Source organism: Bacillus sp. Marseille-Q3570, from assembly GCF_946151055.1.
GTDB lineage: Bacteria > Bacillota > Bacilli > Bacillales > Fictibacillaceae > Pseudalkalibacillus.
Map to the genome: position 1 here is coordinate 58549 of NZ_CAMGYZ010000013.1, position 21795 is coordinate 80343.

Consider the following 21795-nt stretch of genomic DNA (forward strand, 5'->3'; position numbering starts at 1 on the left):
TATCAAAATGCAAAAGATCAACAAAATTCTTGTCGCGAACCGTGGAGAAATTGCCATTCGAATCTTTCGTGCTTGTACAGAACTGGATATACGTACAGTAGCGGTCTACTCTAAGGAAGACTCTGGGTCTTTCCATCGATACAAAGCAGATGAAGCTTATTTGATCGGAGAAGGTAAAAAGCCGATTGATGCGTACCTTGATATCGAAGGCATTATTGAAGTGGCGAAACGTTATGACGTGGATGCCATCCATCCAGGTTATGGATTCCTTTCAGAAAATACTCATTTCGCCAAAAGATGCGAAGAAGAGGGGATCATCTTCATTGGTCCGAATACTGAACATTTGGATATGTTCGGTGACAAAGTTAAAGCAAGGGAACAAGCGATCAAGGCTGATATTCCTGTTATACCGGGTAGTGATGGTCCGGTCGAAACCCTTGATGATGTAAGAAGTTTTGCGAAAGAGCATGGTTTTCCAATCATCATTAAAGCGACCCTTGGCGGTGGCGGAAGAGGAATGAGAATCGTCCGGAATATGGCTTCACTTGCTGATGCCTATGATCGGGCAAAATCAGAAGCAAAAGCTGCTTTTGGTAAAGACGAAATCTATGTTGAGAAGTTTGTTGAAAATCCGAAGCATATTGAAGTTCAAATCCTGGCTGATAACCACGGGAATGTCGTTCATTTGTATGACCGGGATTGCTCTGTCCAGCGTCGTCACCAGAAAGTCGTTGAAGTAGCACCGAGTGTTTCATTGACTCAGGAACAACGAGATGAGATCTGTGAGGCAGCTGTAAAATTGATGGACAATATCGGTTATGTGAACGCTGGTACAGTCGAATTCCTTGTTTCAGAAAATGGTTCATTCTACTTTATTGAAGTGAATCCACGAGTCCAAGTCGAACACACGATCACTGAAATGATCACTGGTATTGATATTGTACAATCACAAATCATGATTGCTGAGGGGTATCAGTTACATGAGAAACCTCTAGGGATACCGATGCAAGACAAGATTGATTGCCATGGCTTTGCGATACAATGCCGTGTAACGACTGAAGACCCAGCGAATAATTTCATGCCTGATACTGGAAAGATCATGGCTTATCGTACTGGAGGGGGATTTGGGGTTCGTCTTGATGCAGGAAACGGATTCCAGGGTGCTGTGATTACGCCTCACTATGATTCCTTGCTCGTCAAAGTCTCTACATGGGCATTGTCATTTGAACAGGCAGCTTCCAAAATGGTCCGTAACTTAAGAGAGTTCCGAATCCGTGGCATCAAGACGAACATATCGTTCCTTGAAAATGTAATCAAGCATGAGAAGTTCGTTTCTGCTGAATACAATACGTCATTCATTGATACAACACCGGAATTGTTCGTGTTTCCGAAAAGGAAAGACCGCGGGACGAAAATGCTTTCTTATATCGCAAATGTCACAGTCAATGGTTTCCCAGGATTAGGTGTGCAAAAGAAGCCAGCGTTCAGTAAACCGAGAATTCCTTATGTAAACTATTCGAAACCTTTACTTGATGGAACGAAACAAATTTTGGATGTACACGGTGTCGAAGGACTAACGGAATGGATTAAATCCCGTGAGGAAGTGCTGCTGACAGACACAACTTTCAGGGATGCTCATCAATCTCTGCTGGCAACACGAGTAAGAACTCATGATCTGCTTCAAATCGCAGAACCGACTTCCCGCCAAGTTCCAGAGCTCTTTTCTCTGGAAATGTGGGGAGGAGCTACATTTGATGTTTCTTATCGCTTTCTGAATGAAGATCCCTGGGAACGATTGATCCAACTTAGGAAAAAGTCTCCGAATGTTTTATTCCAAATGCTTTTGAGAGCTTCAAATGCCGTTGGTTATAAAAATTATCCGGATAACGTCATACGTGAATTCGTAAGTAAATCTGCAGCAGCAGGGATTGATGTGTTCCGGATTTTTGATAGCTTGAATTGGCTTGATGGAATGAAGGTTGCAATTGATGCGGTAAGGGAAACTGGGAAAGTTGCAGAAGCATCTATTTGTTATACAGGGGATATTCTAGACCCCAAAAGGCCGAAGTATAATTTGGATTATTATGTGAATATGGCAAAAGAGCTTGAGCAAGCAGGCGCACATATCCTTGGTATAAAAGATATGGCTGGTTTGTTGAAACCTCAAGCAGCATACGAGTTGATCTCTGCTTTAAAAGCATCCGTGAACATACCGATCCATCTCCATACTCATGACACGAGCGGAAACGGAATCATGACTTATGCCAAAGCCGTAGATGCTGGCGTCGATATTGTGGATGTGGCAATCAGTTCAATGGCAGGTATGACCTCCCAGCCGAGTGCGAATTCCCTTTATTACGCACTTGAAGGAAGTAGAAGACAGCCGAAAGTATCGATCCATGATCTTGAAGAGCTCTCTCACTATTGGGAAGATGTCCGAAAATATTATCAAGGATTCGAAAGCGGTCTGATCGCACCACATACAGAGGTTTATGACCACGAGATGCCAGGTGGACAATATAGTAACCTACAACAGCAGGCAAAAGCTGTCGGTCTCGGTGATCGTTGGGATGAAGTTAAAAGCATGTACCGCCGGGTGAATGACATGTTCGGAGATATAGTCAAAGTTACACCATCATCAAAGGTGGTTGGTGATATGGCCCTTTATATGGTACAAAATGATCTGACTGAAGATGACATTTTCGAAAAAGGTCAATCACTCGATTTTCCTGATTCAGTTGTCGAAATGTTCCAGGGATATTTGGGACAGCCGTATCAAGGTTTTCCAAGAGAGTTGCAGCAACTCATTCTGAAAGGAAGAGAACCGCTTGACGCTAGACCAGGTGAAATGCTGGAACCAGTAGATTTCAAAGAATTGCAAGATATACTCTACCATAAATTGAATCGACCGGTTACAAGTCATGATCTTATTTCTTATGCTCTTTATCCGAAGGTTTATCTTGATCGAGAGCAAATGATCGCTCAGTTTGGTGATATCAGTGTTCTTGATACACCTACATTCTTATACGGTATGAGGCTTGGTGAAGAAGTCGAAGTTGAAATTGAGCAAGGTAAGACATTGATTTTAAAACTGGTCTCAATTGGAGAGCCACAATTAGATGGTACGAGAACTGTTTATTTCGAGTTAAATGGACAACCTCGTGAAGTAGTTGTAAAAGACGAGAATGTAAAAGCTGAAGTGGTTGCTAAACCGAAAGCAGATAAGAACAACGAGAAACATATAGGGGCCTCGATGCCTGGAACTGTAATAAAAGTACTTGTTGAAAAAGCTGAAAAGGTTAAAAAAGGTGATCATCTGATGATTACAGAAGCGATGAAAATGGAGACCACGATTCAAGCTCCATACGACGCCGAAGTTAAAGACCTGTTCGTATCGAACGGGACGACCATACAACCTGGTGATCTATTGATTGAATTAGCATAATTGTGGCGACGGTTCTCATGCTTCCTGAGCATGAGAACCGTTTTCCATTTTGGCTCTTTTCTAAAAGATTGTTGCTTTTGAGTCATTTAAAAAAAACACCTTGTGCAAGTGGATTGGAGAGCAAGGTGCGAGACTCCTCGAAAATGAAAATCGCATTTTCTTCGTGCGATGTAACGCTCCCGAAGCTTTCCTTGTCCTGCGGGATCAGTGTGCCTACTACCTGAATAATCTCCTCGTAAGGCATAAGGAAGCTCGCTTCGACAGCACTTTCTTGTAGACACTGGAGCACAAATGCTTCCTTGAAAAGGAGACTCCCGAGGTCGCAAGGCGACAAGTGGACTCACCGCACGCCCCGTGGAAAGGGAGCATCCTGGAGCGGAAACCAATGACTTTTAAAGAAAACTTGGCGAGACCAAGCCTTTTGTAGGTCGAGCCTTAGTTGCCCTTATACTTTCTTTAAGTGCAAGAGCAACAAAGTTTCCGAAAACAGCATTTATTTTAGAATTTTATCAAATATTATCGTGTAGGCGAATTCTGTTTTAAAATCACCAAAATAGAGCTGATCCAATTCATCCTTACGATGATCGGAGTCAGCTCTTTCAAATATCTATACATTCATACCGTCAGTCTTTCCGTAACGCCACCATTACCAGATAACTGAGTGTTGCAAACAATAGGGAAACGAACAGTCCGTGCATTAAGCCGATGAAGAGATTCAATTTGGTGAAAATGATCAATGCTCCAGTAGTGACCTGCAAGGATACGAGAATCAACAGCAATAAAAATGTATGGTATAAGATTTTCATGTTTCTATAATAGGATCTGATTTGGATAAAACTCAACAAGATCCAGATAAACAATAGACCTGCCATGAAGCGATGAGTATAATGGATCAGTTCTAATTCATTCGTCGGAGGCATGAGCTGTCCGTTACATAACGGCCAACCTGAGCATGCCAGACTTGCTTTTGTGTGTCTTACTAATGCTCCTGTGTATACAAGTGTATATAGATAGATGAATAGCAGATAAATATTCAACTTGAAATTTTTATTGATCTTCAGAGTTGCTCGGCCGTTTCCGTTCTCAAAGATGACAACGGCCAATAACACAACACTCGCAAAAGATATTAATGAAAAACCGAAGTGAAGTGCCAGTACAAAGGACGATTGTCCCCAAATCACTGCGGCAGCTCCTAATAAACCTTGAAAAACGATGAAAAATACAGATAAAAATGCAAGCCATTTCACTTCTCGGATTTGCTTGAATTTCCACCATGACCAAATTGCTAGTATGACAACCATCAAACCAAGAGTCGCAGAAACAATTCTGTGACTATACTCAATCATTGTTTCTACTTTTGGTTGGGAAGGGAGTACTTCGCCGTAACATAATGGCCATGAGTTTCCGCAGCCTTCACCAGAGCCAGTAGTGGTTACAATGGCACCCATCAATAAGACTAAAAGCATACCTAGACTTGTCAGGATCGCATAGAATTTTAAATATCGATTCATTCCGACACCTTCTCTATAATAATTAAGAAAAAGTAACTATTTGTTCTATAATAATTACAAGTTTGGTGAACCTTACCATTAAGAATAAGTCTAAAGCAATCGACCACCTTCACACAATTCAAAATGAAACAGACAATCTGAATCAACTGGATCAAGGACTACGTGTGTCGATTGAACACTAGGGCAAGTATACAAAACTATTGAATTCGTTTATAATGTTAAAGGACAATTTCAATCGACAATATCGTATCACATGTGTCGGGTAGAAATCATTGTAATTGTGAACAAGCATAGACAATTTACAAAAAGTTATTTTCAGAAACCCTTTTTACTGATAAATTAGAATAGGTGTTTTACTCACACTTATGTTTAAATGTAAGGGTTGGAGTAAAGAGCATTTAGAAGGAGGTGGAAGCATGAGCAAAATGAATACGACAACATATGAAGCATCAAGCAGAGTTATGGAGCCTGGACCATTGTCTGAATCAAAACCTACAGGTACTTGGAAAGATTTCCTGACACTTGCCAAGATGGGGATCGTAATGTCGAACCTCATTACGACGTTCGCAGGATTTTGGATCGCATTGAAAGTTACAGATGCAAGTTTTATTGCGAATATTCCTACGGCATTGCTGACTCTTTTAGGTGCAGCACTAGTCATAGCAGGAGGATGCTCCTTAAACAATTATATCGATCGTGATATCGATCATTTGATGGAAAGAACATATGAAAGACCGACAGTTACAGGGAAAATTGATGCAAACCAAGTACTCTGGGTTGGAATCATACTTTCTGCTCTCGGGACACTGTTGTTGATGTTTGCCTCCTTGATGGCAGCACTTCTAGGTGTGGTTGGACTTTTTGTCTATGTCATTGTCTATACGATGTGGTTGAAAAGGACCCATTCTATCAATACTGTAGTTGGTGGGATTTCAGGTGCGATACCTCCACTCATCGGTTGGGCAGCTGTCGATCCTGATTTGCATATGACAGCATGGCACTTGTTCTTGATTATGTTTTTATGGCAACCGCCTCACTTTTTGGCTTTAGCTATGAAACGATGTGAAGAATACCGAAAAGCAGGAATTCCAATGCTTCCTGTTGTTTCAGGTTTCAATATGACAAAACGACAGATGGTCGTTTATGTTGCCGCATTGCTTCCGGTGAGTTTATACCTTTATCATTTTGGAATGGTATACTTTACTGTTGCGGCTGTACTTGGTTTAGGATGGCTTGCTCTTGGCATAGCCGGATTCTTCATGAAAAACGACATCAAATGGGCAAGGATGATGTTCGTCTACTCATTGAATTATTTGACCATCATGTTCGTTGTAATGATCATCGTCAATCGCTAAAGGGATTTTCGATTTTTCCCTTAAGCGGTTACATATTAAAAATTGTTTTTAGTACAACAGAGAAAGCGGGGTTTGATGTAGTAATGAAACGATGGCTACGACTCGGGCGTCTTGTTCCGTTATTCGGAATTATGATGCTTGGTTTAATCGGATGCGGTAATGAACAAATATCCGCACTTCAACCACAAGGTAAAGGAGCTAGTGCTCTTTTTGATCTCATGGTCTTAAGTCTTGCAATTATGGTTGTCGTACTTGTAGTTGTTTTTATTCTTTTTGGTTATGTATTAGTGAAATTCCGACATCGTAAAGGGGACGATTCAATCCCTGAACAAGTTGAAGGGAACCATATGTTAGAGGTTCTTTGGACTGCGATTCCGATCGTGCTCCTTTTGGTGCTTGCGGTGCCGACAGTAATGACCACGTTCGACCTTGCAGTCAGCGAAAAGAGTGCTGAAGCAACTGAAGATGGTGGAGAGGAAGAAAAGAAAGGTCCGATGACGATTAAAGTCACTGGACACCAATATTGGTGGGAGTTTGAGTATCCTGATCAAGAAGTTGTCACTGCACAAGAACTTTATCTTCCTGTAGATGAAAGAGTGAACATCGAGTTGAGCTCTGCTGATGTTATCCATTCATTCTGGATTCCTAGTATTGCAGGAAAAATGGATACGAATCCTGGAGATAAATTGACGAATAAAATGTGGCTTCATCCTGAGAAAACTGGAACTTTCCAAGGTGCATGTGCCGAACTTTGTGGTGATTCCCATGCCTTGATGTATTTCAAAGTGAAAGTTGTCGAGCGTGATGAGTTTGACGCGTGGATCGAAAGTATGAAAAATACAAAATTCGATGATGCTCCTTCTGAAGTAGCGCAAGGGCAAAAGATTTTTGAACAGAACTGTCTCCAATGTCATGCTGTCGGAGATAAGGGTGGTAATGTAGGTCCTGCGTTGACTGGATTCGCCGACAATGAAAAGGTTGCGGGTATTGCAGACCATAATAAAGAAAACATCAAGGACTGGATCAATGACCCACAAAAAATGAAACCTGGTAACAACATGCCGGATTTCAATTTCAATGAAGAACAATTAGATGCACTAGCAGACTACTTAATGGAACTTGAAACCGCTGAATAAGCAAAGTTTCAATCGCTTTAAAAAGGAGGTACTATCGTGAGTAACGCACATGCAGCGAAAAAAAGCGTGCTATGGGATTGGCTGACTACAGTCGATCATAAGAAAATTGGAATTCTATACCTCGTTTCCGGCGGGTTCTTCTTCTTAGTCGGGGGGTTAGAAGCAGTATTAATCCGTATTCAATTAATGAGTCCTGAAATGGCTTTTTTAACAGGAAATCTATATAACCAAGTACTTACCATGCATGGTACAACAATGATCTTTCTGGCAGCCATGCCGATCATATTCGGCTTTATGAACGCGGTCGTACCATTACAGATAGGAGCCCGTGACGTAGCCTTTCCTTTTGTGAACTCGTTAGGATTCTGGTTATTCTTCTTCGGAGGAGTCCTACTGAACCTTAGTTGGTTCTTAGGAGGAGCTCCTGATGCTGGGTGGACAGCTTACGCACCACTCTCGACCACATCAAGCGGGCACGGCGTCGATTTTTATGTATTAGGTTTACAGATTGCCGGTGCGGGTACGTTGATGGGGGGAATCAACTTCCTCGTAACGATCATCAATATGAGAGCGCCTGGAATGACATTCATGCGTATGCCTTTGTTCACATGGACAGCATTCGTAACATCAGGTCTTATCCTTTTTGCTTTCCCTGCGTTGACAATCGGATTTTTCCTACTTATGTTTGACCGGGTATTTGAAGCTAATTTCTTTGATGCGAATATGGGTGGAAACGCAATCATCTGGGAACATATTTTCTGGATCTTCGGGCACCCTGAAGTATATATTCTGATCTTACCAGCATTCGGTATCATTTCAGAAGTAGTAGCAACATTCTCGAAAAAACGCCTGTTCGGATACAGTGCGATGGTATTTGCGACTGTATTGATCGGATTCTTAGGTTTCATGGTTTGGGCCCACCACATGTTCACAGTTGGACTAGGACCGGTTGCAAACTCGATTTTTGCTGTCGCTACCATGGCAATCGCCATTCCTACTGGGGTAAAGATCTTCAACTGGGTCTTTACAATGTGGGGAGGAAAAATAAGCTTTACCTCAGCTAACCTATTTGCAGTTGGATTCATTCCAACGTTCGTTATGGGTGGGGTAACAGGTGTCATGCTTGCTGCAGCACCTGCCGATTATCAATACCATGACAGTTATTTCGTCGTAGCCCACTTCCACTATGTTATCGTAGGTGGATTGATTCTGGGACTATTTGCTGGATTATACTACTGGTATCCACGTATGTTCGGATTGATGTTGAATGAAGCCCTTGGAAAATGGAATTTTTGGACTTTCTTCATTGGATTCCATTTGACATTCTTCCCTCAACATTTCCTTGGACTGATGGGTATGCCTCGTCGTTACTTTACGTATCCTGAAGAATTCGGACTTGGTTCGATGAACTTCATCAGTACGATCGGTGCGTTTTTGATGGCAGTAGGAACAATCGTTTTCATCATTAATGTAATTGCTACACATGCTAAAGGTAAAAAAGTGAGTGGGGATCCTTGGGATGGACGTACACTAGAATGGGCAATTCCAAACCCGACTCCTCATTATAACTTCTTGCAGACACCTTTAGTTCGTGGATTGGATGCGCTTTGGATTGAGAAGATGGCAGGGAACAAGAAGATGACACCTGCAGAGCCTGTTGGGGATATCCATATGCCTAACAACTCTATTCTTCCACTTGTCATGTCACTAGGATTCTTCATCGCAGGATTTGGATTCATTTATTTCAATTCTGCAGGAACACCAGCATTGATTGCGATCATCGCTGGACTTGGGATCGGTTTGGCATGTATGTTCTTAAGATCTTGGATTGATGATCACGGACATCATCTCCATAAAGAGGATTTACTGAAAGAGGATAAGGGGGTTGACGTATAATGGATGTAGGTGAACGCTTAACCGATCAAAACTTCCCTGAATCCCCTGAAAAAGCTACGCTGGAAGGTAAAAACAAGTTTTTAGGATTCTGGTTGTTTTTAGGTGGAGAAACTGTATTATTCGCAACATTATTCGGAACATATCTCGGATTACGTAATTCTTTTGGAAAAGGACCTGAAGCATCAGAAATTTTCCAACTTCCGATGGTTTTTGCAGCAACCATCATCCTACTAACAAGTAGTTTGACAAGTGTGTACGCTGTCTTGGCTTTAAAAGAAAACAAGGTCAAACAGATGCGCAGATGGTTATTCATAACCTTACTGCTTGGGTTATCATTTTTAGGTTTAGAGATCTATGAGTTCATACATTATGTGCATGAAGGTCATACCTTCACATCCGGAGCATTTGGGTCTGCATTCTATACGCTTGTCGGATTCCACGGAGGTCACGTACTGTTCGGCTGTCTATGGATTACAGTTTTACTTATCCGCAACAGTGGTCGGGGCTTGACATTGTACAATGCTCCTAAGTATTATCTGTTTGCATTATATTGGCACTTTGTTGATGTAGTATGGGTATTCATCTTTACAGTAGTTTATCTTATGGGAAAGGTGGGGTAATCGATGGCTAGTAATGAACAACAAAACTCAGTCCATCACCACTCGTCCTTACAAAAGAAGATCAAATTAAAGCAAGAACGTCGTCAGCATAATGTTTCATTCGTTATGATGATCTTATTGACCATCGTGGCGTTTGCAGCAATTGCAAGTGACGCAGTATCTAATTCCCTGGCGATTCTTTTCATCATAGTTCTAGCATGTGTTCAGGTCTTTTTCCAGCTATATATTTGGATGCACCTTGGACATAAGGGACATGAGTTTCCTATGTGGGGAATTGCAAGCGGGTTACTAATTGCTGTAATCACAGTAGGTACTCTTGTAGGATTGATTTGGTAATTGAATATGGGGACTGACTCTGGTTGAGTCGGTCCTTTTTATTTAAAATTTTTTCAAACCAATACCAATAGCTTGTTTTTGCTGATTTTTCTTAAGACTGACACAAAATTGTTCTACTCCAATACGAAAGCATTATTATTTTTTGATATGATAGGAAGAGAGTACTGAGCAAGGAGTGATTGAGATGCACGGCGAACACCAGACTTCATTAAGTGAACTAAGTTGGACAGCTTTATGGAGCCCATTTGTTTTATTGATATGTATTGCTGTGGTTGGTATCTATTTTTACTATACAAACAATGGCCCTTTAAAGGGGACTGTGACGACAGGACAAAAGGTATGGTTCACAATAGCGATGATCGGTTTTTACATTGCTAAGGGGACACCATTGAGTGCCATTGGACATCATTATTCGTTTTCAGCACATATGCTGCAGATGAGTCTACTCTATTTCATTGTTCCCCCGCTTTTACTGATCGGACTTCCAAAGGTTCTTTTTAGGAAAATCCTTAGTGTAGGCATTATTGACCGGTTATTCCGTTTTTTCACAAAACCATTGATTGCCTTGATTTTATTTAACATTCTAGTCTCTCTGTACCACTTGCCGGTCATCTTTGATACGGTGATGGGAAATCTTCTTTTGCATGAAGTTACACATATCATCTTACTGACGAGTTCATTTATGATGTGGTGGCCAGTAATCGGGCCTTTCCCGGAACATGATACGTTATCGGATCTTCAAAAGGTGGGATATATTTTTGCTGATGGCGTATTATTGACACCAGCATGTGCTTTGATCATTTTTGCTGATGATCTGATTTATCAAACATATATGAATGCCCCACGGATATTTGAATTCCTCCAACCGCTCGATGATCAACAAGCAGGCGGGGTCATCATGAAGATCGCACAGGAGATCATCTATGGTGGAATCCTATTGTACATCTTGATCCGTTGGGTTCGAAAAGAACGTGCACAAGATAAAGAAGACGAATTGAAAATCATGAATGAAGCAAAAGCGAGATTATCGTTAAATGAACAGTGATTTTCTTCAAGGTCGGCTCGAATGGCAGAGTCGATCTTTTTTCTTTTGTTTGTTATACTCTATTGTTGATTTTCGCTTTGGCACAGACTGAGCCTTATTTGCGCTTAAACTAAAGAAATAGTATGATATTTTCTTTAAGGGAAAAATCACCTACAAAGATTAACAAAGCCTTATGAAAAAGCAATTGTAATTGAAGGATTTCGAGTGGTTTATCCAGTATACTTATTAAGCAGTCACAGAAAAGAGGGTGATACATATGGAATTAAGGACGATCAATGAAAATGAGTTCGATGATTTTCTCAAAATGGGCGAATTCGCATTTCAATATGAACTTTCAGAAGAAGATAAAAGAAAAAGACGAGAAATGACAGAACTGGATAACTGCTGGGCTATATTTGAAAATGGGTGTATGGCTTCAAAATTATTGATACACCCGATGGAAATATGGCTGGGTGGCAAAGTGATGCCGATGGGAGGCATAGCTGGAGTTGCAAGTTGGCCGGAATATCGTCGTAAAGGTCATATCAAAGCATTAATGAAAAAATCGTTAGAAGTGATGAAAGACAAGGGTCAATATGTTTCAATGCTGCATCCTTTTTCTGTGTCCTTCTACCGAAAGTATGGGTGGGAACTGACACACTCCATCAAAAAGTATGAAATAAAACCAGAACAATTAGCAACAAAGTATGAACATACAAAAGGAAAAGTGATCCGAATTGCACATGATATTGAAAGATTAGATCAGATTTATGAAAAGTACGCGCAAAAATACGCTGGAATGTTGAAAAGGACAGAAAAGTGGTGGCGGAATTCTGTTCTGAATAATCCTCGTGATATTGTAGCTGTCTATCTCGATGAAAATGGAAAAGATGAAGGATATCTCGTCTATCGTGTCAAAAAGAATGTCATGGAAATTGAAGAATGGGTTTCTTTGAATGAGGAAGCAAAAATGGTTATGTTGGAGTTTGTAAGAAACCACGATTCTATGGTCGATTCTATACAACTGCATCCAGCAATTGATGAGAACTTTGAATTTCTGATGTTCGATCCAAAAATAAAACAGGAAATCAGTTCTTATTTCATGAGTAGAATTGTTGACTTTAGACAATTCATAAAAGAGTATCCGTTTCAGGTGTTTTTGGAAAAACCTTTGATTATCCATCTGGATGATCCATTGGCAGAGTGGAATAGAGGGACATTCATCATTAGGATGAATGGAGATGGAGAAATTCAAGTTGATCATTTTCCTCCAAAAGAAGGCGCGAGTTGTACACATCCTCCTGAAAAAGGGATCCAATGTGATATCAACACACTCAGTACATTATTTTTCAATTATCACACTCCAGGTCAGTTAGCAGCACAAGGTAGATTAGTTGGAAAACCTGAAGAAATTGAATTGCTGGAAAAGATGATTTATAAGCAAATTCCATTCTTATACGACTTTTTTTAAACAAATTCGAAAGGCTGTCCATGAAGAAAAAATAACTTCGTGGACAGCCTGTTTTGTTCTATCATATTTTAAAGTTGGTCTTTACAATTCCTGCTTCCCGAGCAGAATTGAAAATGATCAGAATAAGCGGGCCAGCTATGAAGCCTATCATACCCAATAACTTCAAACCAAGGTACATTGCAATCAGAGTGGAAAGTGCTGATAAACCGATATGGTGGCCCATCACTTTCGGTTCGACTGTACGTCGGATGATCAATAGAATGACTGCTAATACTGCTAGCTTTGTTCCTAATACGACATTACCGATAAGAAGATAATACAGTGCCCACGGTCCAAGAATGACGATTGAACCGATGATCGGAATGAAATCGATCACCCAAATGATGAAGGCCATTAATAAAGCAACTTTAGGAACAATCATGTATAGCCCGATCAATGCTGCGATGAATATGACAATGCTGACTAAAAATTGCGCTTTCATGAAGCCGAAAATAACATAAGATAATCTTGTGCTCATGAAATGCACTTTCTCTGCAGTTTTTTCAGTCATGTGTGAATAGACCCCTTTTTTCAATCGGGGGATATCTAAGAGAAATAAAAATAATGTAAGAAGGTAAACAATAATACTTACTAGAAAACTTGGGATGAAAGATACCAGGGAAGTAAGTGATTCGATATAGTTCTTCTCAAGCAGTTTCGTCCGGATCGACTCTAGAAATTGATCTACCTGGCTATTGATTTCAATGACGATTTCTTCTGGCAGATCTTGTGCTGCTTTTTCAAAATTTTTCTCTATATCATCCCATACATTATTCACTTCTGAAATATAAGTTGGGGAATTTTCCACGAAATTTATAACAGAAGTGACGACTTTAGTTACCAAGAAATAGCTCCCGATCCCCATCAGAACGACGAAAAGTGAAAACACGATTAATACGGATAAGTTACGTTTGAAGGAAAATTTCCTCTGAAACATTTTAACAGCCGGTTCTAAAAGCAATGCGGTCAAAAGTGCAAAAACGATGGGAAGTGCAATCGGCAGGACCCATACAAATGATGCAATGATGATGAGTGCGATTAACGTATAAATGATCAAGCGTTTACGTGTTGAAAATTGGTTCAACTTGGTCCTCCTTTCCCGCTAAAATTGATATGTATCAGGCTTGGACGACGAATAATCAAAATAACGTTTTTTAGTCCTTACTCTATATTATATTGGTTTTGTGAAATTATGAACAGAGCTGCAGTCAGAAATAACACCATTGTTAGAGAAAGTTCAAACAAATAAAACGAAAAAATAGCAGTACAAAAAAAGGGCGACTTTTTAAGTCAGCCCCTTTTACGCTGTATGATGCTTATCAATTTCTTCTTTAAGTCTATTCAAAATCTTCTTACAGGTTGTAACGACATTCTTCGGAAAATCTTCATCGTATTCCACACCGTGAGGGTAGTAATGCTTCCCAAGGTATGGTTCCATAATTTTGATCAATGCGTGTGCGGATTCAACTTCTCCTTCGACTGCATAGCAAGGAATTCTTAAGTAGAATACTTCACCAGTTTCCATGCTTTCAAACTTATAATCATATGTAATTCGTTCGTAATCCCATTGGCCAGCACGGACCAATCCGACATCATGCATCAAATGTTCGAGTATTTCAAAATTAATGACTTTACCAGCTAGTCCGATTTCTTCAAATTTCATGTGTCATCCTCCACATCCTTCGATATGTTCTTCCTTCATAATAATAGTACGAAACAGGTTAAGATGCAATCTTTCAGTTATGATTCCTTACTATTATATATGATTCTTGAAAAGAAATCGAAAATTTGGCAAGACTAGACAATATGGAAAGAATGAAAGCAAGCAATAGTAACGTAATTACGTACCAAAAACAAACACAAAATTCTATTCGAAGGAAGGTTGTTTTTATGAAAAAATTAAGGGATATAATGACCGAAAACGTGGACTTTTGTACAACACTCGATAACGTGTATGAAGCAGCTGTCAAAATGAAGGAAGATAATGTGGGGGCTATTCCAGTATGTGAAGATGATAAACTGGTTGGGATGATTACTGATAGGGATATTGTGATCCGAGGTGTAGCGGAAAAAAAACCGAATGCATCAAAGATTACTGATGTTATGAGTAATGAAATAATAACTGGGACAGCTGATATGGGAATAGAGGAAGCTGTAAAACTCATGTCCAAACATGAAATAAGAAGGTTACCAATTGTTGAGCAGAGTAAACTTGTCGGTATTGTGTCATTAGGAGATCTAGCTATTCATTATGAAAGTAATCAACAAGCAGGAATGGCATTGACTGAAATTTCAGAAGCGGAGCCTGACCAACAAATGCATTGAATAGTAGGGCAATGAGGCTGGGACAAATGAACTTTGTTCAATAGAAAACCCGAACAATTTGTCCGGGTTTTCTTCAGTGGTAATAAATGAAGGTTTCGCTTTGTCAACATCCTTCGCTTTCCGCGGGCACGGCCTCAGCCTCCTCAGAAAGCACAAATCGCTTTCTTGCGGGGTCTTCGATTCGTGCTGTTCCCGCAGGAGTCTACGGATATTGTCTACGCTTTTCGTCTTTCATTTTCTCCAATCTATTTTATTGTTCGTCTTTTCTGTTGGCAGTTATCGTTTTGTCCCAGCCTCTTTTTGCACTTAGAGAAGGTATAAGCCCAACCAAGGCTCAGCCTGCACCAAGGCTTGACTTTACCAAGTTTTCTTCAATATAAGGGCCACTAAAGCTCAGCCTACGCTAAACCTTAGTTGTGCCAAGTTTTCTTTATGTTATCGAGTGGTATTGCCAAGTGATAATTTGAATAAGATGATAATCAATAGATTGAATTCTAAGGATAGACAAGTATAAAGCTATAAGGTAATGTGAAAGTAAGATTCGACAAACTTTTTTACATTATTTTTTTCAATAGGCTATTTTCTAAAAGATTACTGAAGAAAGTATTTTATACTTTCTTTAAGTGCAAGACCAACAAAGTTTGCGAAAATAGCCTTTTAATAAAAGTTTTTGAGCAAGATAAGGGGGAGGGTATATGAGAAGTATTGGATTGATCATCATAATCGCAATCATATTTTATGGATTCAGCATATTCTACGATGATTTAACCGAACTCCCGGATTATTCAGAACCCCCTACTGAACAAACTGAATCGGATTCTTCTGATCAGTCAAGAAGCAAACTCGATTTACCTGAAGAAGGCATCAGCAAATTTTTCCAAATGAATCAGGAAGAATTGATTACCAAAATTGGTGAACCTGATCGGATAGATCCTACTTCTTACGGGTACCAATGGTGGATTTATGATCAGGATCCAGACCAATATATCCAGTTTGGATTGGATAAAGGCAGAGTAGTCACCATGTTTGTCATTGGGAAGAATGTAGATGTCTCTCCCTTGAAAATCGGCCAGAAACGATCTGAGGTTGAAGAACATCTTAAGATCGATAATAAAGCAAAGCTCAAGGTTGATGGAAATGAATATCAATTTGAATTGACACAAGAAGAGATGCAAACCAGACCACTTGTAAAAATCAATGGAATATGGGCGCAGCTTTATATGGATAAATTCGAAAACACCCTGGTCGGCATTCGCTATGTGACTCCAGAGGTACTGGTCATGCAACGTCCCTATTCCCTTGAATATCGGGGTGAGTTGACCGACCAGCCAGAATTGAAACAAAAGGATTGGGAAGAAGTTCAAAATGCTGAAGAGCTTCAAATATTCACATTGACGAATGTCATCCGTGAGCAATACAATGTCCCGGCACTCCAATGGCATGAAGAAACATCACAGGTTGCTTTTGGACATAGCAAGGAAATGAATGAAGAAAATTACTTTTCTCACGAATCACCGAACACAGGGAATTTATCAAATCGCTTGGACAGAAAAGATATCAAATACATCCAAGCTGGGGAAAATATTGCCGCCAATTATATAGATGGCATCGAAGCAGTAGTTGGGTGGTTGAATAGCGAAGGGCACCGGAAAGCGATGTTGAATAAGGATTTCACACACCTGGGTGTAGGTGTATATCAGAGATATTATACGCAGAACTTCATCGTACCCTGGTGACAATGATATATACGCATAGAAGTAGGGAGACTTTTGGAAAGAGTCTCCCATTTCTAATGGTCTTTTCATCTTGTAAGCGAACTTAACTTCTTAGCCATGATACATAACCCTTCACCTAGGCTTTTCTTGGAACTAGATAGAAACTTCCTGTTGATACTGCAACTAGGGTACCGTTTTCGTTGTGAATTTTTGCTTCTGTAACGGAAGTTTTGGTCCCTAGGTGGAGGATTTCTGCTCTGCATACTAGGAATTCTCCAACTCCAGGTGCAGTGTAGTTCATTTTTATTTCGGATGTGACGGCCACTTTATCATCTGGTATCTTCCGGTTGACAAAAGTACCCATTGCTGTATCAGCAAGTGTAGCTGTTAAGCCCCCATGTACGATATCCACAGAATTCGCTAAAAACGGGGTGATTGGGATCGATATGACAAGCTGATCGCCATTTTCTTCGATTTCAGTCTCCATGAACGCTGTTATATATGTATTGTACTTTCCATTCCTCTTTCCATCTATACCATCGAACACTTTCTGTAATACTTTCATATCATCAATCGATCCGTTTTCGATTATACATTTTGCTTTCTCAAGCAGTTGATCCATTGTTTCCATTTGATGTCCTCATTTCATATTTACTTATTCAAGTGTACCAATGAAAAAATAACACTTGCAACAATAAAATAGGCGAACATAATCAACTCTTGCGTTGTACTATATACTGTAGGCTTGAGTTGAACGTATGGGAGGCATTATAGTGAGTAAGCAAGCGAAAAATAATGAAAAGGTCGAACAATTCAAGATGTTTGTACGCTCACACCCTGGATTAATCGATCACGTAAAGAACGGAAACCAGACCTGGCAAGATGTGTTTACAGAGTGGAATCTACTCGGAGAAGATCATGAACAATGGGGTAACTATATAGAGCGGAAGATTGGAGTTTCATCAACGGCAACAGGGAAGACGAAGAAAAAAGGGAAAAACGTCAATGATATCTCTGTCGGGGAAATCCTTACGATGTTCAAGAACATGGATATGGATGAAGTGCGACAATATGCTTCACAACTAAGTTCCGCAATGGCTGGTATCCAGGATATGTTACAGCAATTTCAATCTAAAGGTCCAAGAAGACCACCATATCAAAACAATCCGTTTAATCAATTTTTCAAAGATTAATAAAGGGAGTATGCAGGATGCGTAAAGAAATCATTGATTACTTAGATCAACGACCAGACCTGAAATTCATTGTCCGTGAACATCCTGATTGGTATCGTAAGTTATCACGTAACCCGGCTGCAATACAGGAGCTGGAAAATGAAGCGAAGTTCTTTTATGGTCAGACTTTCGGACAGAAAATCGACCGTTTACATGGACAGATCGAAACACTTTCTAGACTCTTTCAATTGTTTGTAAAACAATAATGAAGGTTGACTCGCAACAGAGTGTGTATAATCTCTAAACTCCGGTGTATGGGAGGTTAGCACAACTTATGAGTCAACCTTTTATTTGGGGTCAGGGACCGTTTTAGGTTTAAGGGATATTTTACAAGATACCTGCAAAACCTATCGGATGAGGAGGTGCATCCGGTATGGTAATTTTACGTGTGGTTGCTTGTATAATATTCTTCAGTATCATATCAGGTTGTCAAATTGACGGTCCGGGAAAGATACAGAAGCTAAGGGTTGAAAAAGACCCGTCAGCCTTTCAGGTTGTTGAAGTGACAAGCCCAGTCAGCACATTATCGTTGACAGTAAGGCATATGGTTTCGGATGATGATGTGTTTGTGGAATGTTATGTGCCAGGATTTCAATTTACCGACAAAAGCACTTCACATACAAACAAAGAAGGGCACCTGAAGATCTCTGTCGATCATCAAAAGCCCTATTCTGTATATAAAGCAGCTTTCATCATAAAAAATTTGAAAAAAGGGACACATGACATTACGGTTTCCCTTGTTGATAGTCAAGGTAAGACGATTGAGGAGCTGAATGAGCAATTTACAGTCACCATCCCATGAAGATCAAGAAGGAACTTTCACGGTTGTTCCAATCGGGTTTGGTGGAAGCAACGGCCTGAATTGCTTTAAAAGATATTGAAAAATCTTTTCTTCAAGATTGATTTTCTTTGCTCGGAGCGCCTCATTTCCAAATAACGTGTTGAACTCCAAAAAGTAGAACCTTCCATCTACTACCGCAAGATCAAATCCTGCATGGTTGATGTTCAATTCTCTCGCTACCTCGATCGTAAGCTTGAGCGCACCCTCGGGAATATCTTGAAACGAAATGCTTCCACCTTTTGCTACATTATTATGAAATTGATTTACACCTGACCGCCAATATGCTGCGATTACTTCTTCCCCGACAACACACACTCTTAAATCCCGATCCATTTCCAAGAATTCCTGGACGTAGAGTGTGGAGTTATTTTCTGCGTATTCCATGAATTCCTCTACTGTATGAATTAAAAAAACACCACGTCCCATCGAATTACGAGGCTCTTTCGCCACGAATGGAAAAGGAAATGTTTCCAGGATATAATCGATGTTCCTTTTAGAATTTCCGAGAATTTCAGTATAAGGAACGTGTTCAGGGCAGATTGTCCAAAGTGCCCTCGTCATTTCTATTTTATCGTGACCTAAATGGATCGATTCTACACTTGGGAATATGGGTTTCTTCAGTCCATACACAAGTGAATTGACCTGCCAATGCTCTGGAAATAAAATTACGTCCGCATTCTTGATCGCAGCTTGTTCCCGGAACATAAGCTCAGGTTTGATATACTGAATCCCAGGAATGCCAATCGTTCGGAATGGGTTGAATGTTACAATTTTCATTTTGCTATCCCCTAAAATATACTAAACGAGAAAATTATATAGCTGGAATGAATAACTGTCAATATAAATTTTTTAGTGTAATAATGTATGATGAAATGTTTGAGATGGAATATCTTAGAATGAAAGATTGGAAAAAAGGGGGCGATTTGTGGCATACTATACATAACCCAGAAATTGCAGGGTGGAGGTGTTTTAATATGTTAGCAACAGTGGAGAGCATTGAAATATTGGACGGTGCTGATGAGCTGGCATCAGTCATCGTCAATTCAGATATAGGACAAGAATATAAAGAAGCTAAAAAGAAGCTTCAAAAAGATAGAGAGGCTCAGAAATTGATTCATGAGTTCTCCAAAATGAAGGAAAGGTACGAAGAGGTTCAACGCTTCGGTAAGTATCATCCTGATTATAAGACTGTGTCCACGGACATCCGAGTCTTGAAACGTGAGATCGATCTCAACGAGACTGTGGCTTCGTTTAAAAAAGCTGAAAAAGAACTTGAAACGCTTTTGAATGAAATCTGCGGTATATTGGCAGGTCAAGTTTCTAAAAATATCAAGGTACCAACGGGCAACCCTTTCTTCGATAACATGTCGTGTGGTGGAGGATGCGGATCTGGAGGAGCTTGTGGCTGCGGTTAAAAGTATAGGTTTAGGAGAGGGTGACCGTTCTAAGGTTATCCTCTTTTTCTTATGCTTTTTATTGATTTTGCAAGGTTACTCCCTTTCCACGGGCAAGCGCAAAGGCGGAAGCCGATTAGTCAAGTAGGTTGGTTACTGGAGAACTGACGAGGGAGCTCAAACCAAACAAAAACTTGGTGCTGAGTGAGCTTACTCATAAGGATGTCAATTACTGTGTCGACCGCGTATGAAAGCTTCATACGACCATTCGAAGAGCAAATCAGGTTTGTATGTCCGTATGAACGCTTCATACGAACATTCGAGGAGCAAAACTGGGTTTGTTTGTCCTAACGCACGCTCCATCAACGAAAGCGAATACAGTCATGACAAAGGTTCCCGCAACAGAACATCTTTTGTTGCGGGACATAAAAACGGCATCTATAAACGATCATCTGATTTTCGGAGCGCACATATATGGATTCGAAGTGCAGCCGTTTTCCCTTCATTGATGCTACAGCAGCCCTTTCGATGATCTTCTCCACTTCTTTCCTATTCATAATAGAATCTGACGTTAAATAAAGGAACGGTATACCTGCCCTTTTCGTAATTGACACTTCTGTAAACTTTGAAGTGTTTAACAGGTTTTTCATAAACATATCCCAAACCGTATCAAGATCCATGGACTACCACCTCAGGTAAGTCATATAAGTAATTGCTAACGGTTTATCTTCATGCTAGACTGAATTAAAACTGGTTAAAAGGAGTCACGCTCATGCTGACGAATCGAACTGGATTGGCCATCTGGCTTCATTCATTAAAATACATAAAACAACTTCGTAAATTCGGCAACATCCATTATGTTTCGAAACGGATGAAATATGCAGTATTGTATTGCGATACTGCCCAGAAAGATCGTGTCATCGAGAAAATTGAAAAACTTCATTTTGTAAAGAAAGTAGAACCTTCTCATAAAGCTTATATCAAGACGGAGTATCAAAATGCACGTCCGGATAAGGCAAAAGAATATGATTATAAAATAGGGCTTTAATCCCGGTTATGCATTTTCACTGCCAGGCAGGAATGACATGCTGCATCCTGAGGATTCCTGTGAGATACTGATAATAAAGGTCTTTATCACTAAATTCATTTGACGGTCTTACCTCCAGGATTGTCAGTGCCTTATTATGGGTTGTAGCTCGATCTTGGAACAAGTCCCAACGTTTTGAATGCTGTGGGACGCCTTCACGGCAAATATAGATAGGTTGGAAGTTTGATTCACCTGCAGCTTGTAAGACGATTGCCAGGGAACAAACTTCCTTTTCATTTATCTTCGTTTTTAAAGCAATGAACTTTGTAAGCCGATGTGTATTTGTTTCAGCAATTTCAATGAGTTCATATAAATCAGAATAACCTTGACCAAGTTCTATAAAACGTTGAATCATAATTTTGACCTCC

22 protein-coding genes are annotated in these 21795 nt (G+C 40.1%); 15 read left to right on the top strand and 7 right to left on the bottom strand.

Annotated elements, in window-relative coordinates; translation table 11 throughout:
• Window positions 1-7 precede the first annotated feature (7 nt).
• The gene (gene pyc, locus N8M93_RS17240) at window positions 8-3445 is read left to right on the top strand and encodes a pyruvate carboxylase (protein ID WP_261133854.1); all 3438 of its coding nucleotides are present in this window, start codon (window positions 8-10) and stop codon (window positions 3443-3445) included.
• Window positions 3446-4068: 623 nt separating this feature from the next.
• On the opposite strand, the gene N8M93_RS17245 is transcribed toward pyc, so the two are convergent.
• The gene (locus tag N8M93_RS17245; protein WP_261133855.1) at window positions 4069-4956 is read right to left on the bottom strand and encodes a heme A synthase; all 888 of its coding nucleotides are present in this window, start codon (window positions 4954-4956) and stop codon (window positions 4069-4071) included.
• A 416-nt stretch (window positions 4957-5372) separates the two neighbouring features.
• Between N8M93_RS17245 and cyoE the strand changes: the two genes are divergently transcribed.
• The 7 genes from cyoE (at window position 5373) to eis (ending at window position 12794) form a co-directional block, all read left to right on the top strand.
• Complete coding sequence (cyoE, locus tag N8M93_RS17250) at window positions 5373-6311, top strand: heme o synthase (protein WP_396125661.1); 939 nt, start codon at window positions 5373-5375, stop codon at window positions 6309-6311.
• Window positions 6312-6394: 83 nt separating this feature from the next.
• A complete protein-coding gene (gene coxB, locus N8M93_RS17255; RefSeq protein WP_261133856.1) occupies window positions 6395-7447 on the top strand; it encodes a cytochrome c oxidase subunit II in 1053 nt (350 codons plus the stop codon).
• Window positions 7448-7483: 36 nt separating this feature from the next.
• A complete protein-coding gene (gene ctaD / locus N8M93_RS17260) occupies window positions 7484-9343 on the top strand; it encodes a cytochrome c oxidase subunit I (protein WP_261133857.1) in 1860 nt (619 codons plus the stop codon).
• A complete protein-coding gene (locus N8M93_RS17265) occupies window positions 9343-9963 on the top strand; it encodes a cytochrome (ubi)quinol oxidase subunit III (RefSeq protein ID WP_261133859.1) in 621 nt (206 codons plus the stop codon). The genes ctaD and N8M93_RS17265 overlap by 1 nt, the downstream gene beginning before the upstream one ends.
• Before the next feature lie 3 nt (window positions 9964-9966).
• Entirely contained in the window at window positions 9967-10299 is a 333-nt protein-coding gene (locus N8M93_RS17270; protein WP_221564035.1) for a cytochrome C oxidase subunit IV family protein, read from the top strand.
• A gap of 184 nt (window positions 10300-10483) precedes the next feature.
• Entirely contained in the window at window positions 10484-11344 is an 861-nt protein-coding gene (locus N8M93_RS17275; RefSeq protein ID WP_261133860.1) for a cytochrome c oxidase assembly protein, read from the top strand.
• A 256-nt stretch (window positions 11345-11600) separates the two neighbouring features.
• Window positions 11601-12794 (top strand): enhanced intracellular survival protein Eis, encoded by a 1194-nt coding sequence (gene eis / locus N8M93_RS17280; RefSeq protein WP_261133861.1) that lies wholly within the window; start codon window positions 11601-11603, stop codon window positions 12792-12794.
• A gap of 61 nt (window positions 12795-12855) precedes the next feature.
• Here the strand turns inward: eis and ytvI are convergent, their stop codons facing one another.
• Both ytvI and N8M93_RS17290 read right to left on the bottom strand, forming a co-directional pair.
• Complete coding sequence (gene ytvI, locus N8M93_RS17285; protein ID WP_261133862.1) at window positions 12856-13917, bottom strand: sporulation integral membrane protein YtvI; 1062 nt, start codon at window positions 13915-13917, stop codon at window positions 12856-12858.
• A gap of 216 nt (window positions 13918-14133) precedes the next feature.
• A complete protein-coding gene (locus N8M93_RS17290) occupies window positions 14134-14496 on the bottom strand; it encodes a YugN-like family protein (protein WP_261133863.1) in 363 nt (120 codons plus the stop codon).
• Window positions 14497-14723: 227 nt separating this feature from the next.
• On the opposite strand from N8M93_RS17290, the gene N8M93_RS17295 reads away from it, so the two are divergent.
• The gene (locus N8M93_RS17295) at window positions 14724-15158 is read left to right on the top strand and encodes a CBS domain-containing protein (protein WP_261133864.1); all 435 of its coding nucleotides are present in this window, start codon (window positions 14724-14726) and stop codon (window positions 15156-15158) included.
• 695 nt (window positions 15159-15853) lie between these two features.
• Window positions 15854-16894 (top strand): CAP domain-containing protein, encoded by a 1041-nt coding sequence (locus N8M93_RS17300; RefSeq protein ID WP_261133865.1) that lies wholly within the window; start codon window positions 15854-15856, stop codon window positions 16892-16894.
• A 115-nt stretch (window positions 16895-17009) separates the two neighbouring features.
• On the opposite strand, the gene N8M93_RS17305 is transcribed toward N8M93_RS17300, so the two are convergent.
• Window positions 17010-17504 (bottom strand): PaaI family thioesterase, encoded by a 495-nt coding sequence (locus N8M93_RS17305; protein ID WP_261133866.1) that lies wholly within the window; start codon window positions 17502-17504, stop codon window positions 17010-17012.
• Window positions 17505-17646: 142 nt separating this feature from the next.
• Here N8M93_RS17305 and N8M93_RS17310 point away from each other — a divergent pair, with 142 nt between their 5' ends.
• The 3 genes from N8M93_RS17310 (at window position 17647) to N8M93_RS17320 (ending at window position 18907) form a co-directional block, all read left to right on the top strand.
• Window positions 17647-18066, top strand: coding sequence for a YlbD family protein (locus N8M93_RS17310; protein ID WP_221564051.1), 420 nt, complete (start codon window positions 17647-17649; stop codon window positions 18064-18066).
• A gap of 17 nt (window positions 18067-18083) precedes the next feature.
• On the top strand, window positions 18084-18311 hold the full coding sequence (locus N8M93_RS17315; RefSeq protein ID WP_261133867.1) for a YlbE-like family protein: 228 nt from the start codon (window positions 18084-18086) through the stop codon (window positions 18309-18311).
• Between the two features lie 167 nt (window positions 18312-18478).
• Entirely contained in the window at window positions 18479-18907 is a 429-nt protein-coding gene (locus N8M93_RS17320; protein ID WP_261133869.1) for a hypothetical protein, read from the top strand.
• A 3-nt stretch (window positions 18908-18910) separates the two neighbouring features.
• Here the strand turns inward: N8M93_RS17320 and N8M93_RS17325 are convergent, their stop codons facing one another.
• The gene (locus N8M93_RS17325) at window positions 18911-19723 is read right to left on the bottom strand and encodes a RimK family alpha-L-glutamate ligase (protein WP_261133870.1); all 813 of its coding nucleotides are present in this window, start codon (window positions 19721-19723) and stop codon (window positions 18911-18913) included.
• A gap of 197 nt (window positions 19724-19920) precedes the next feature.
• On the opposite strand from N8M93_RS17325, the gene N8M93_RS17330 reads away from it, so the two are divergent.
• Window positions 19921-20361 (top strand): YlbF family regulator, encoded by a 441-nt coding sequence (locus N8M93_RS17330; protein WP_261133871.1) that lies wholly within the window; start codon window positions 19921-19923, stop codon window positions 20359-20361.
• A gap of 341 nt (window positions 20362-20702) precedes the next feature.
• On the opposite strand, the gene N8M93_RS17335 is transcribed toward N8M93_RS17330, so the two are convergent.
• The gene (locus tag N8M93_RS17335) at window positions 20703-21020 is read right to left on the bottom strand and encodes a hypothetical protein (RefSeq protein ID WP_261133873.1); all 318 of its coding nucleotides are present in this window, start codon (window positions 21018-21020) and stop codon (window positions 20703-20705) included.
• 92 nt (window positions 21021-21112) lie between these two features.
• Here N8M93_RS17335 and N8M93_RS17340 point away from each other — a divergent pair, with 92 nt between their 5' ends.
• A complete protein-coding gene (locus tag N8M93_RS17340) occupies window positions 21113-21388 on the top strand; it encodes a YlbG family protein (protein ID WP_261133875.1) in 276 nt (91 codons plus the stop codon).
• A 16-nt stretch (window positions 21389-21404) separates the two neighbouring features.
• Here N8M93_RS17340 and N8M93_RS17345 read toward each other — a convergent pair whose 3' ends face one another.
• Window positions 21405-21782, bottom strand: coding sequence for a methylthioribose kinase (locus tag N8M93_RS17345; protein ID WP_261133877.1), 378 nt, complete (start codon window positions 21780-21782; stop codon window positions 21405-21407).
• Window positions 21783-21795: the final 13 nt, after the last annotated feature.